The sequence below is a fragment of the Streptomyces sp. NPDC052043 genome, assembly GCF_044548235.1.
Classification (GTDB): Bacteria; Actinomycetota; Actinomycetes; order Streptomycetales; family Streptomycetaceae; genus Streptomyces.
In genome coordinates, this window is record NZ_JBIUBT010000002.1 from 490,337 (window position 1) to 503,109 (window position 12,773).

At 70.3% G+C, this 12,773-nt stretch carries 16 protein-coding genes and 1 pseudogene; 9 read left to right on the forward strand and 8 right to left on the reverse strand.

What is annotated here, in order from left to right:
• Positions 1-44: 44 nt before the first annotated feature.
• Positions 45-884: a TIM barrel protein gene (locus ACIHCX_RS06800; protein WP_400027316.1), complete on the reverse strand. Its 840-nt coding sequence runs from the start codon at positions 882-884 to the stop codon at positions 45-47.
• A 170-nt stretch (positions 885-1,054) separates the two neighbouring features.
• Here ACIHCX_RS06800 and ACIHCX_RS06805 point away from each other — a divergent pair, with 170 nt between their 5' ends.
• From ACIHCX_RS06805 to ACIHCX_RS06835, 7 genes are all read left to right on the forward strand, one after another.
• A complete protein-coding gene (locus ACIHCX_RS06805; protein ID WP_400027318.1) occupies positions 1,055-1,306 on the forward strand; it encodes a hypothetical protein in 252 nt (83 codons plus the stop codon).
• On the forward strand, positions 1,306-1,665 hold the full coding sequence (locus tag ACIHCX_RS06810; protein ID WP_400027320.1) for a helix-turn-helix domain-containing protein: 360 nt from the start codon (positions 1,306-1,308) through the stop codon (positions 1,663-1,665). Before ACIHCX_RS06805 ends, ACIHCX_RS06810 begins: the two co-directional genes overlap by 1 nt.
• 120 nt (positions 1,666-1,785) lie before the next feature.
• Complete coding sequence (uraD, locus tag ACIHCX_RS06815) at positions 1,786-2,295, forward strand: 2-oxo-4-hydroxy-4-carboxy-5-ureidoimidazoline decarboxylase (protein ID WP_400027321.1); 510 nt, start codon at positions 1,786-1,788, stop codon at positions 2,293-2,295.
• A 22-nt stretch (positions 2,296-2,317) separates the two neighbouring features.
• Positions 2,318-2,740 (forward strand): hydroxyisourate hydrolase, encoded by a 423-nt coding sequence (gene uraH, locus ACIHCX_RS06820; protein WP_400027324.1) that lies wholly within the window; start codon positions 2,318-2,320, stop codon positions 2,738-2,740.
• A 6-nt stretch (positions 2,741-2,746) separates the two neighbouring features.
• Complete coding sequence (gene pucL, locus ACIHCX_RS06825; RefSeq protein WP_400027325.1) at positions 2,747-3,685, forward strand: factor-independent urate hydroxylase; 939 nt, start codon at positions 2,747-2,749, stop codon at positions 3,683-3,685.
• A 169-nt stretch (positions 3,686-3,854) separates the two neighbouring features.
• Positions 3,855-5,240 (forward strand): 8-oxoguanine deaminase, encoded by a 1,386-nt coding sequence (locus ACIHCX_RS06830; RefSeq protein WP_400027327.1) that lies wholly within the window; start codon positions 3,855-3,857, stop codon positions 5,238-5,240.
• Positions 5,241-5,561: 321 nt separating this feature from the next.
• Positions 5,562-6,893 carry a nucleobase:cation symporter-2 family protein gene (locus ACIHCX_RS06835; RefSeq protein WP_400027706.1) on the forward strand — a complete coding sequence of 444 codons (1,332 nt, stop codon included), beginning with the start codon at positions 5,562-5,564 and terminating at the stop codon, positions 6,891-6,893.
• A 139-nt stretch (positions 6,894-7,032) separates the two neighbouring features.
• Here the strand turns inward: ACIHCX_RS06835 and ACIHCX_RS06840 are convergent, their stop codons facing one another.
• Entirely contained in the window at positions 7,033-7,680 is a 648-nt protein-coding gene (locus ACIHCX_RS06840) for a hypothetical protein (RefSeq protein ID WP_400027329.1), read from the reverse strand.
• 87 nt (positions 7,681-7,767) lie between these two features.
• A complete protein-coding gene (locus ACIHCX_RS06845; protein ID WP_400027331.1) occupies positions 7,768-8,373 on the reverse strand; it encodes a histidine phosphatase family protein in 606 nt (201 codons plus the stop codon).
• 138 nt (positions 8,374-8,511) lie between these two features.
• Between ACIHCX_RS06845 and ACIHCX_RS06850 the strand changes: the two genes are divergently transcribed.
• Entirely contained in the window at positions 8,512-8,715 is a 204-nt protein-coding gene (locus tag ACIHCX_RS06850; protein ID WP_400027332.1) for a hypothetical protein, read from the forward strand.
• Positions 8,716-8,773: 58 nt separating this feature from the next.
• Here the strand turns inward: ACIHCX_RS06850 and ACIHCX_RS06855 are convergent, their stop codons facing one another.
• Positions 8,774-8,980 (reverse strand): DUF397 domain-containing protein, encoded by a 207-nt coding sequence (locus ACIHCX_RS06855; RefSeq protein ID WP_400027334.1) that lies wholly within the window; start codon positions 8,978-8,980, stop codon positions 8,774-8,776.
• Positions 8,977-9,839, reverse strand: a pseudogene (locus ACIHCX_RS06860) (helix-turn-helix domain-containing protein). The gene ACIHCX_RS06855 and the pseudogene ACIHCX_RS06860 overlap by 4 nt, the downstream one beginning before the upstream one ends.
• A gap of 158 nt (positions 9,840-9,997) precedes the next feature.
• Between ACIHCX_RS06860 and ACIHCX_RS06865 the strand changes: the two are divergent.
• Positions 9,998-10,471 (forward strand): ATP-binding protein, encoded by a 474-nt coding sequence (locus ACIHCX_RS06865; protein WP_400027336.1) that lies wholly within the window; start codon positions 9,998-10,000, stop codon positions 10,469-10,471.
• Here ACIHCX_RS06865 and ACIHCX_RS06870 read toward each other — a convergent pair.
• The 3 genes from ACIHCX_RS06870 to ACIHCX_RS06880 form a co-directional block, all read right to left on the reverse strand.
• Positions 10,468-11,127 (reverse strand): HAD family hydrolase, encoded by a 660-nt coding sequence (locus tag ACIHCX_RS06870; protein WP_400027338.1) that lies wholly within the window; start codon positions 11,125-11,127, stop codon positions 10,468-10,470. The two genes, ACIHCX_RS06865 and ACIHCX_RS06870, sit on opposite strands and share 4 nt — an antisense overlap.
• A gap of 105 nt (positions 11,128-11,232) precedes the next feature.
• The gene (locus ACIHCX_RS06875; RefSeq protein WP_400027340.1) at positions 11,233-11,811 is read right to left on the reverse strand and encodes a hypothetical protein; all 579 of its coding nucleotides are present in this window, start codon (positions 11,809-11,811) and stop codon (positions 11,233-11,235) included.
• 124 nt (positions 11,812-11,935) lie between these two features.
• On the reverse strand, positions 11,936-12,760 hold the full coding sequence (locus tag ACIHCX_RS06880) for a hypothetical protein (protein WP_400027342.1): 825 nt from the start codon (positions 12,758-12,760) through the stop codon (positions 11,936-11,938).
• Between the last annotated feature and the right edge of the window lie 13 nt (positions 12,761-12,773).

Below are 12,773 nucleotides of genomic sequence, written 5' to 3' on the forward strand. Positions count from 1 at the left end.
GTGCTGCGTCTGGGAGTCGGGGCCCGTCGAAGGTGTACGGCGGGTCAGCGGGCCGCTCGGGCCGCGGCCGGCAACCACCCGAAGGCCTCGGCGCTCGGCCTGTCGCCCGGCTTGTACTCCAGGCCGACCCAGCCGTCGTAACCGGCCTTGCCCAGCTGGTCGAGGAGGTCCTCCAGCGGGAGCGAGCCCGTGCCGGGCGCTCCGCGGCCGGGGTTGTCGGCGATCTGGACGTGGCCGGTCCTCGCCGCGTACCGCTCGATCACCGACGGCAGGTCCTCGCCGTTCATGGACAGGTGGTACAGGTCCATCAGGAACCTGGCGTTGCCGAGTCCCGACGCCGCGTTCACCCTGTCCACCACCTCGACGGCGGCGGGCGCGCTCACCAGCGGGTACAGCGGCGACTCCGGCTTGTTCAGCGCCTCGATCAGCAGGATCGCGCCGATCCGGTCGGCGGCCCGGGCCGCGAGGACCAGGTTGTCCAGCGCGAGCGCGTCCTGCTCGGCCGGGTCCACGCCCTCGACCCGGTTGCCGTACAGGGCGTTGAGGGCCGTGCAGCCGAGGGACCGGGCGAGGTCCGCGGCCACGTCGATGTTGGCGCGGAACCTCTCCGCCTCCTCACCGGGGACGGACAGCGCGCCGCGGTCGGGGCCCGGGAGCCTGCCGGCGTAGAAGTTCAGGCCGGTGAGCTGGACGCCCGCGTCCTCGATCGCCCTCTTCAGGGCGTCGGTCTCGGAACGCTCCGGGGTGGGGGAGTCGATCCACGGCCACCACAGTTCGACCGCGGTGAAGCCGGCCGCGGCGGCGGCCGCCGGCCGCTCCAGGAGCGGGAGTTCCGTGAAGAGGATCGACAGGTTGACGTTGAAGCGCTGGTCTGCGAATCCCATCAGGGCCGCGCTCCCTTCCGTTGTCGCCGTATTCCGTATAGTGGAAGTTCGTTTCTGCTTAATGGAAGACTGCCGGGGGTGTGGTGGCTTGTCAAGGGGGTGCGGGTTTCCGGGTGGATCCCGGCCGCCGGGGACTGCCCGGAAACCGGCCCGCACGTTAGGTTGAGCGCGTGCGATTGAGAGTGGAGTTCACGACCGAGCCCTTCGACCTGGACGAGGCTCCGGCGCACGCGCTGGTGGCGCGGGAGGTCGTCGAGATCGCCGAGCTCGACGCCGTGGACGTCGGTCCGTTCGGCAACACGGCCGAGGGCGGTGCCGACGTCGTCCTGGACGCCGTGGACACCCTGCTGCGCAGGACCCTCCGGGCCGGCGCCACCCGGATCTCCCTCCAGGTCACCGTGATCGGGGAGGACGGGAGGTGATGGGGGAGGAGCCGTTCATCGCGGCCCTGAAGCCGCTGGTCGACGCGATCGGCGGCCGGATGCTCCCGCCCGACGAGGCCGGCCCCGACGATGTCGTCCTCTCCTGGGAGGGTGCCGTCGCCGTCGCCGTACGCCTGCCGCAGCTCGCCGACTCGCTGGACCACATCCTGGCCGCCATGGAGCGCAGGAAGGGCATGCCGCTCGCGGACCTGGACCGCAAGTCCAAGCAGGAGGTGGTGCGGGTGCTGGAGGCGCGCGGCGCCTTCTCCGTACGGCACGGCGTGGAGACCGTGGCGAGCGCACTGGGCGTCAGCCGCTTCACCGTCTACAACTACCTCAACCGCGAGAAGCGGGGCTGAGTCGCCGCCGGGACCGGTATCCCGGATTTCTCAACAAACTGTTGACGCGGTGTTCGTCAGGGCGTTAGCTATCCGCAGCCCGTTCCACGTGCAGGCCGTGAACAGCCCACGGAGGCTCCCGTGACTTCGAGCTCAACGCCGCCGGGCCTCGCCCGATTCAACGCCCTCCCCGAAGACGCGGCCCGAACCGCCCTTCTGGAGGCGTGCGCCAGCACGGCGTGGGCCGACCGGCTACTGGCGGCCCGCCCCTACGACACCCCCGACGACCTCGACGCCGCGAGCGACGCCGCCATGGCGGAGCTGGCCCCTGCGGACCTCGAGGAGGCGATGGCCGGCCACCCACCGATAGGCCGCCCCAAGCCCGGCGACCCGGCCTCGGCCCGCGAACAGCGCGGCATGGCCGGCGCCTCCGAGGAACTCAGGGCCGAGATGCTCGACCTCAACCTGGCCTACCAGGAGAGGTTCGGCCACGTCTTCCTCATCTGCGCCACCGGCCGGACCGGCGAGCAGATGCGCGACGCGCTCAAGGAGCGGATCGGCAACGCGCCGGAGCAGGAACGCGAGATCGTCCGCAGCGAACTGGGGAAGATCAACCGCATCCGGCTCGCCCGACTGCTCGAAGACGCCTGAGAAGACGCCCGAAGAGGAAACCATGAGCACCGAGACCACCGCCTCCGTGTCCACGCACATCCTGGACACCTCCGCCGGCCGCCCCGCCGAGGGCGTCGCCGTCCACCTCCTGGCCCGCTCGGGCCGAGAAGCGGACTGGCAGGCGCTCGGCGGCTCCTCGACCGACGCCGACGGGCGGTGCAAGGACCTTCCGGTGCCGCCGGAAGGAACCACCCACGTACGGCTCGAGTTCGCCGTGGAGCCGTACTTCGTCCGGAAGCAAGAGCCGTACTTCGCCGAGAAGCAAGCCGATGCGCAGCAGGACGCCCCCGCGAATCGGGACAGCGGTGCACCGTCCGTGTTCTTCCCCGAGGTGGCGATCACCTTCGCCGTCGTACCGGGCGAGCACTACCACGTACCGCTGCTGCTCAACCCGTTCGGCTACTCCGTTTACCGAGGGAGCTAGCTACACATGACCACCCACTCCAGCCCTGCCCGTCCTGTGGTTCTGGGACGGAACCAGTACGGCAAGGCCGAGAACCGAGTCGTCAGGATCACGCGGGACGGCACCACCCACCACATCAAGGACCTGAACGTCTCCGTCGCCCTGTCCGGCGACATGGAGGAGGTCCACTACTCCGGCTCCAACGCTCACGTCCTGCCGACCGACACCACCAAGAACACGGTGTTCGCGTTCGCCAAGGAGCACGGCATCGAGTCGGCCGAGCAGTTCGGCATCCACCTCGCCCGCCACTTCGTCACCTCGCAGGATTCCATCCACCGGGCCCGTATCCGCATCGAGGAGTACGCCTGGGAGCGCATCGGGACCGCCGACGCGGACTCCGCGGCCGACCAGGGCGGGCACTCCTTCGTCCGCAAGGGCCAGGAGACCCGGCTGACCCAGATCACCTACGACGGCGAGAGCTGGGAGGTCGTCTCCGGCCTCAAGAACCTGACCGTGATGAACTCGACCGACTCCGAGTTCTGGGGCTACGTCAAGGACAAGTACACCACCCTCAAGGAGGACTACGACCGCATCCTGGCCACGGACGTCTCCGCCCGCTGGCGGTTCAACTGGACCGACGACGAGCAGCAGACGCCGCACTGGGAGAAGTCCTACGAGCAGGCGAAGCAGCACATGCTCCAGGCGTTCGCCGAGACCTACTCCCTGTCGCTCCAGCAGACGCTCTACCAGATGGGCGCCCGCATCATCGACAACCTCGGCGAGATCGACGAGGTCCGCTTCTCCCTCCCGAACAAGCACCACTTCCTGGCGGATCTGGAACCGTTCGGGCTGAAGAACGACCGCGAGGTGTACTACGCCGCCGACCGGCCCTACGGGCTGATCGAGGCCACCGTGCTCCGGGACGGCTGCGAGGCACGGATCCCGGTCGACCTGACCAACCTCTGACGCGGGACGCGCGCCACCGGACCCGCTGCGGAGCGGTGGCGCGCCGACCTCCACCACCTCGGCACCCGGAGCAGCACCGCTCCGGCACTCAAATCCTCCCAGGGTCCTGCCGTGCCCTCCCCGTGGACGCGCCCCGTCCACGGGCCGCCACCGAAGACAAGGAAGCGCCATGGCACCATCGGCAGCCCAGCGCGTCGTCATCGAGAACTGCGCGATCGCGACCGTGGACGCGGACGACACCGAGTACGCCTCCGGACACCTCGTCCTCGCCGGCAACCGGATCGAGTCGGTCGGCGCGGGCAAGGCCCCCGAGGGGCTGAAGGACGTGGTCCGCCGGATCGACGCGAGCGGCCATCTGGCCACGCCCGGCCTGGTCAACACCCACCACCACTTCTATCAGTGGATCACCCGGGGCCTGGCCACCGACCACAACCTGTTCGACTGGCTCGTCGCGCTCTACCCGACGTGGGCGCGCATCGACGAGGAGATGGTGTACGCGGCCGCCCAGGGGTCGCTGGCGATGATGGCCCGCGGCGGCGTCACCACCGCCATGGACCACCACTACGTCTTCCCGCACGGTTCCGGGGACCTGTCCGGCGCGATCATCCGGGCGGCCCGCGAGATGGGCGTACGGTTCACCCTCGCCCGCGGTTCGATGGACCGCGGCGAGAAGGACGGCGGACTGCCGCCGGACTTCGCCGTGGAGACGCTCCAGGGCGCGCTCGCCGCCACCGAGGAGACCGTCGCGCGGCACCACGACGCCTCCTTCGACGCCATGACGCAGATCGCCGTCGCGCCCTGCTCCCCCTTCTCCGTCTCCACCGAACTGCTGGGACAGGCCGCGCAGTTGGCCCGCCGGCTCGGCGTACGGCTGCACACGCACGGCTCGGAGACGGTCGAGGAGGAGAAGTTCTGCCACGAGCTGTTCGGCGTGGGCCCCACCGCCTACTTCGAGTCCACGGGCTGGCTGGGCGAGGACGTGTGGATGGCGCACTGCGTCCACATGAACGACTCCGACATCGCCGCCTTCGCCCGTACGAAGACGGGCGTGGCGCACTGCCCCTCCTCCAACGCCCGCCTCGCGGCCGGAATCGCGCGGGTCCCCGACATGCTGGCGGCCGGCGTCCCGGTCGGCCTCGGTGTCGACGGCACCGCCTCCAACGAGTCCGGCGAACTGCACACCGAACTGCGCAACGCCCTGCTGATCAACCGCCTCGGCGCGCACCGCGAGGCGGCCCTGAACGCCCGCCAGGCACTGCGCCTGGGCACCCACGGCGGTGCCCGGGTGCTCGGCCGGGCCGACCAGATCGGCTCGCTGGAGCCGGGCAAGCTGGCCGACCTGGTGCTGTGGAAGCTGGACACGCTCGCCCACGCCTCGATCGCCGATCCGGTGACCGCCCTGGTCCTCGGCGCGGCGGCACCGGTCACCGCCTCCTTCGTCGACGGGCGGCAGATCGTCGAGGACGGCCGGCTGCTGACCACCGACGAGGACGCCGTCGCCCGCGCCACACGGGCCGAGGCACAGCGGCTGGCGCGGATCACGGCGCAGAGCTGACCGAGAGAGAGGACTCCGGCCGGGAGGGACGGCTCCCGGCCGGTAGCCGCAGACCCGAGCGGGGTCCGCGGCGAGCCGGCTCCGGGGCGCGCACGGACGCGCGCGTCCCGGAACGGTCTCCGTTCGCCCCGCGGGCCCGCCAAGGCCCGTCCCCGGTCCCGCACGACCACACGCACCACCTCCATGACACCCACGTCGAAGACGGCGTGTTAACCGACCGGAGGAGCCGCCGTGGCCGCTCACCCCACGTCCCGTGACGAGGCGCGACAGTCAGCCGAGTCCACCACTCATCCCGTGGACGAGAAACTCCCCGTCCTGAAGATGGCGACCAGCGGCCTTCAGCATGTGGCCGCCATGTACGCGGGCGTGGTCGCCCCGCCCCTGATCGTCGGCGCGGCCGTGGGCCTGTCCGGCACCGAGCTGACCTTCCTCACCGGGGCCTGCCTGTTCACGGCCGGTCTCGCCACCTTCCTCCAGACCCTCGGCATCTGGAAGATCGGCGCCCGGCTCCCCTTCGTCAACGGCGTCACCTTCGCCGGGGTCGCCCCGATGACGGCGATCGTCGCCGCCACCAAGGACAAGTCCGACGCCCTGCCCGTCATTTTCGGCGCGGTGATCGTGGCGGGCGTCCTCGGCTTCCTGGCCGCGCCGATCTTCTGCAAGGCGATCCGCTTCTTCCCGCCGGTGGTCACCGGCACCGTGATCACCCTCATCGGTGTCTCCCTGCTGCCGGTCTCCTTCGGCTGGGCCCAAGGCCCCAACCCGGCCGCGCACGACTACGGTTCGGCGACGAACCTCACCCTGGCCGGCATCACCCTGGTCATCGTGCTGCTGCTGCGCCGCTTCACCCGCGGCTTCGTCAAGCAGATCGCGGTCCTGCTCGGGCTGATCGCCGGCACGGTCATCGCGATCCCGTTCGGCGTCACCGACTTCGGCCCGGTGGCGGACGCCCAGGTGGTCGGCTTCCCGACCCCCTTCCACTTCGGCGCGCCGCAGTTCCAGCTCGCCGCGATCCTGTCGATGTGCGTGGTGATGGTGGTCTCGATGACCGAGTCCACCGCGGACATGCTGGCCCTCGGTGAGATCGTCGAACGCCCGGCGAACGAGAAGACGATCGCCGCCGGGCTGCGCGCCGACACCCTCGGTTCCGCCCTCAGCCCCCTGTTCAACGGCTTCATGTGCAGCGCCTTCGCGCAGAACATCGGCCTGGTGGCCATGACCCGGATCCGCAGCCGCTTCGTGGTGGCCTTCGGCGGCGGCTTCCTGGTCCTGATGGGCCTGTGCCCGATGGCCGCCTCGCTCATCGCCGTCGTACCGCGCCCGGTGCTCGGCGGCGCGGGCGTGGTCCTGTTCGGCTCGGTCGCCGCCAGCGGCATCCAGACCCTGGCCCGGGCCGGCCTCGACAAGGACAACAACGTCCTGATCGTCGCCGTCTCGATCGCCGTCGGCATCATCCCGATCACCACGCCGGACTTCTACCACGCCTTCCCCGAGACCGCCCGGATCGTCCTCGACTCCGGCATCTCCACCGGTTGCGTCGCGGCCGTGCTGCTCAACTTCGTCTTCAACCACCTGGGCAGGCCGCGGTCGGTGGACGCCCAGGACGTCACTCACCCGATGGAGGCGGGGGAGGAGATCGCGGTGGTGCGCTGAGCCCCGGGAGGGGCACGGCCGCCGTACCGGTCGTCGGGAGGGGCACCGCCGTGCGCCGTGCCCCTCCCGCCGCTCTCCGCGTCGATTTCTCGTGCGCCGCTCGGACCCACCGGTCCTGGCACGTCCGTCAGCGCGTCCGTCACACCCTGCGCGGTGAGGCCAGCAGGTAGCGGACCCTCGTGCGGGGCTCGGTGTACTCCCCGGCCTGCCAGCCCGCCCGCTCCAGCGCCGCCGCGCACGCCCGCAGCGCCGCGGCGTCCGGTCCGTGCACCGCGACCGCCTCCGGCTGCGGGGTCTCCCGCACCCGGTAGCCGTCCGCGTCCGGCGCCGCGGGCCGCAGGCCCGCCGCCTCCAGGGCGAGCGCGGCGGCCCGCACCAGATGCGCGCGCTCCCAGTCGCAGGGCCGTTCGACGGAACCGTCCGGGTTGGTCATCCGGCGCAGCTCCAGCAGCCCCTGCCAGGCGCTGTGCACCTCGCGCACCCGCCCGGGACCGTCGTACGGGTCCTCCTCACCGCCGACGCGGGCGGCGAACACACCGGTACCGGCGGGAACCTCCCCGGGGGCGGGCGCCCTTTCCGCCGCCGCCGCCGCCTCCTCCTCCTTCGCCGCCCGTATCCGATGCCCGGCCGGGGTCAGGAAGTGGTCGTGCGGAGGGCGCGGGTGCCGGAACGCGAGCCCCCGCTTCACCAGCGCCGCGAGCTGCGCCTCCGTACCCCTGAGCCGGCCGGTCACGGGGTCGGCGGCGTCGATGACGCGGCGCTGCGCGGCGGTCGGCGGTCGTGTCACGGCGTGGCCTCCCCGCATCGTCGGAACAAGTCCTCGAACAGCTCGTGCGAAGAGTACGACCCGGGTCCGACAACGAACCGCCGCCGCTCACGCCGACGGGGCCGCCCGGATGTTCCATCCCGCGACCACCGGCCGCCCGTGCTCCGTGCCCAGACGGCACACCGTGCCCGTGGCCAGCTGGAACAGCGCGCCCGCCGACGGCGGCAGCCCGAGCCGCCGGGCGGTGAGCACGCGCAGGAAGTGCCCGTGCGCCACCAGCACGACGGCCCCCTCGGTGTTGGCCAGCGCGGCGTCCACCTTGCCCAGCATCCGGTCGGCCCGCTCCCCGACCTGCTCCACGCTCTCCCCGGGATGCTCGGGCGGCCCCGGGGCGACCCCGTCCGTGAACAGGAACCAGTCGGGCCGCGTCCGCTGGATCTCGACGGTCGTGACGCCCTCGTAGCCGCCGTAGTCCCACTCCCGCAGATCCGCGTCGACCCGCGCGTCGTGGACCCCGATCAGCTCGGCCGTCTCCCGCGCCCGCTGCGACGGGCTGACGAACGCGGCCCCGATACGGTGCGAACGGATCAGCGGCACCAGCCGCCGCGCCTCCTCCCGCCCGTGCTCGGTGAGCGGCACGTCCGTCCACCCGGTGTGCCGCCCGGACCGCGACCACTCGGTCTCCCCGTGCCGTACGAGATAGAGATCACCCATGCGTCACAGGCTACGAGGCCGCGCTCCCGCTCCGGTGGACTCACGCGCCCACGGGGCGGCATCGCGGGCGGGGCACTTTCGGAGCACGGATCGGCAACGCAGCGTCCCGACCGCACCGCCGGCGGGGAAGGTAGCGCTATGTCGGCGTGCGGATGTCTGAACCCGATCGGAATGCTGGCCGATCTGGTCGGCAACACCCTCCTGGCCCTGGCCGTGTTCGTACTCGCCCTGATCTGCCTGATCGGCCTGCTGCTCGGCGCGCTCGTCGCCCTCGGTCACCTGGCCCGCCGCGAGCCGGGCGACGGCCATGAAGACGAAGCAGCAGGATCGCGCACACGGTGAGTCCACCCATGCCCTGCGTTCAGGACGGACCTGGACGCGGGGCGCGGGTGGCCGCACGTCAGTGAGGGGCCGTGTAGGAAACGAAGGCAGCCCACTCCTGAGGTCCGAAGACGATGCTGGGCCCGTTCACGTTCTTCGAGTCCCGGACATGGACGGTGCCAGGCGCGGATGCGACCTCCACACAGGCGGGGCCGTCGTCGGTGCTGTAGCTGCTCTTGAACCACTTCAACCCGGAGCCGTGACCGGTCGAAGGCTTCACGCTCATGTCTCTCCAAGCACTTTCTCGATGAAGGCCAGCGATTCTCGCGGCGGAAGAGCCTGAGCCCGGATGACCCCATAGCGCAACTCAAGAATCTGGATCTCCTTGGGCTCCGAGATGAGGCGACTGGTGCGCTGAACCTCGTTGTGCCCCACCGTGGTGCCCTCCTTGAGTCGCAGCAGGTGGAAGGGGCCGCCGAGACCGGCATTGTCCTCACGATCCATGGGCAGCACCTGGATCTCCACGTTCCGCATCTGCCCGACTTCCAACAGACGTTCGAGCTGCTTCCGCATGACCATTCTGCCCCGACTCGTCGCCGCAGGGCCGCCTCGTCGTGCACAAAGCTGAATGCTGGCGTCCTCCTGCTGGAGTTGACGCACTCTTGCCGGGCCAGGCGGGCGGCGACGCGTTGCTCCACCTCCTCCTCCGAGAAAGCAGGCCGCCTCGACCCGAACACGGCCCGCAGGTACTCCTCGGTCTGAAGAAGCCCGTTGACGACGGAGTTGTCGTAGGCGCAGATCTCCACCGCCTCCCCCTCCAACTTCGCCAGATCTCGGACCTTCTTTGGGTACCGAGCCTCCAGCACATCCTTCTTCAGTCCCGAGATCAGTCCGCCCACCCCGAGTACCTGATCCGCCCCGTCCAGGAACGGCTCCTTCGGAGCCCGCCGCCCCCGCTCCACCGAGGACACCTGCTCCTCGCTGTACCCGATGGCCGCGCCCAACTCGGCCTGGGTGAGCCCCGCCCGCTCCCGGCATCCCTTGATGACCTTGCCGACGGTCCGCAGCACGGCGGCCGACTCATCATCACCGCCGAACGTCTCCGATCCGTCCGCGACCTGCTGTTCCGGCCCCGTCGCACCCACGTCCCGACACCTCCCACGTACGTCCTGAGCTCAACCGCCGGCCGACGCGACACGTCACACGGCGCAGCCCGGACAGACCCGGATGATGACCGGACAGTGACGCTGCGTACTGCCTGTGGTGGTGTTCAGCGTAGGGAGCGATGACCACGCTCAGTGACATGAATGCTGAGATTTCACCCCCGGGGACGGCTAACAACCACCGCGTGGAAGTCGCCGCGCCCGCACGTCACTTCACGATCCGCTTGTCCGCCACCCGCAGAGGCGCCCGGCTCGCCCGCCGTCTGGCCTGCGAACAACTCGACGCCTGGGGCTGGCCGTACGACTCCGAGGCCCACCGCACCGCCGCTCTGCTCGTGGGTGAGCTGGCGGCCAACGCGGCCCCGCACGGCCGGGAGAGGGGGCGCGACTTCCGGCTGCGCCTCACCCTCGATCCGGAGGAGTCCGCGCTCCGCATCGAAGTGACGGACCCGCGCCCCGACCGCCGGCCACCCGTGCCCGGCTTGCTGCGACCAACCTCGTCCGAGGGGGAGTCGGGTCGCGGGCTGCTGCTGGTCGAGGCACTGGCCGACCACTGGGGCGCGACGTTCGGGGACCCGTACACAAAGACCGTGTGGTGCGAAGTAACCCTTTAAGGCGTGTTGTCGCGCTGGCCTCGGGACCTGGTCAGGAATCCCTGCGTGATCAGCAGGCTTCGCACCTCTGCCAGGGACGTGGCGCACATGTGTGCCTGGCTGAGCGCTTCTTCCGGGTGGGTTGTCGTCAAGCCGATCACAGTGCAGCCGGCTGCCAGGGCCGCATGGATGCCTGCGGGGGCGTCCTCCACGACCAGACACGCGCCGATGGCGACGCCGAGCCGGGACGCGGCCAGGGTGAAGCAGTCCGGCGCGGGCTTCGCGAGTTCGACATCGTCGCCGTAGACCCGCACAGCCGGCAGGGGGAGTCCCGTTGCCGCAAAACGGTGCTCAACGAAGGCCCGGTCGCCGGAGGTTACGATCGCCCACGGATTGTCAGCGAGCTCTTCCAACAGCTCTGCAGCTCCGTCGACCGGCAGGATGTCGTCCCGCTCCCTGGCCAACAGGTCGTCGAGCACCATCCGCTCGACGACCGGGTCCAGATGCGTAGCCGCGTCCCGGACGGTGTCCTCGGGGCGCCGTCCGAAGGTGAGGCGCCATACCGTCTCGGCGTCCAGGCCTCGCGCCTGGGACCAGGAGTTCCAGACTTTCCGGTGAGCGGCTGCCGAGTCCAGCAGTACTCCGTCCACGTCGAACAGCACAGCGGAGATCGTCATCCCAGCATGTTCCCAGGTAGGGGCAGCCCAGCGGGAAGGGTGTGTCCCAGCGAAGCATCCTGCTTCGCGGGGACACACCGGCAATGGGGCCGGGAACCAGAACCTCTACGCCTCCTCTCCAAGCCGCTTCCAGGTGTGGGTGTCCAGGCCGTCGTGAGGGCCGATGCGGGAGATTTCGCCACCGCCACGTCCGAAGGCCACAATGACGGGACGAGCTCTGCGGCTGGCGTATGGGGACGTCCAGGAGGCGACGACCTTGCGCTGCTCGGGAGCGTTGATCCGTCGGTTGCCGATGAGGACGTGGCCGACGTCCTGCCCGAGATGGACTGTGACGCAACTGATCCAGAGGGCCCTGTTGATGGATTGCGGTGGATTGTCGCGGCGAGTGAGGCTGAGCGCGCCCCCGCCACTGCGGACTTCGATCACGTCGACGTCGGCGGTGGCGTCCACTGGGCCAATTCCGCCGCCCACGTACTGCCACTGCTCGTCGTACCACTCCAGAAGCGCGAGGTGCTCACGCGCCCGCGCGGACTTCGGACGCCACACGATCCGCACCGCCCCGACTCCTGCGGCGGCGTCGAGGTCGACCGACACCACCGTCAGCAGGCGCCGCGGCAGCCATCGTGGCTGCGGCGCCGCACCCTCCAACACCCGCCGTACCACGCCTGGCAGAAGAGCTTCCACCCAGCGCCCCACCCACAAGGCCTCTCCCCATGCCCGCATACGCCTGCGGTACCCGGTGCGCCAGGACATCAAGCTACGGAGCCGCCGAGGACAATCTCAGGCGGTTGTCGGTACCGCCTGCGGCTCAGTCGAGGGGGACTTCCTCGACCACGCTCTCCTTGAACCGCCACGAGCCCTGGTTCCCCCACGCCTCGGCACGCAGCCCCGTCTCCCAGGCGATTCGGGCCGCCCGCTGCTGCGACAGGTCGGAGTAGTCCCCCGGGGTCACCTTGATGTAGCCCCGACGGTCGACGGGGTACGTACGCAGAGCCTCGCGCAGCTTCTCCTCCTGCTCCGCCTGCCGGGCGAGAGCCTCGTGGTCGGGGGCTGCCTTCTTCCGTCGGTCCCGTCGCCTCGCGGCGTCCGAGCCCCGCCAGGTCATCCAGCCGACGCCGCCGACCGCGGCGAGAGCGAACCCCCCGGCAGCGAGCACGTTGCCCGTTGCGCCCATCTGATCCGGTGTCCGAGGGCGGAGTTCGCCGTCGGGGTCCTCGACCACCGTGAGCACCTGGCCGACGTCGAAACGATCCTTGGCCGTCGTCATCGCGGGTCCCGGGACCTTGGTGCCGTCCTGGTGCTTCAGTTCGTAGTTGTAGTCACGGGCCTTGCTCACACCGGGCGGGTCGAGCCACTTCTTTACGACCGTGACCGTGACCGTTTCGCCTCGCTGCTCAAGAGTGAGATCGTCGCGGGCGATGCTGGCGACGGTTACCGACAGCAGCGAGGTGGCGACGATGAACAGGGTGGCGTACACGCTCGATTCTGTGGCCCCCAGCTTCTCGATGAGCAGGATGGTGACAAAGCCGTGCACAATCCACAGGAGGACCTGGAGACCGGTGCCGACGTGGTCCGTCAGGAAGAACATCCCCGCGATCGCAGCGAGCACGTAACAGCCGATCGCAACAGCCATCGGCATGCGGTAT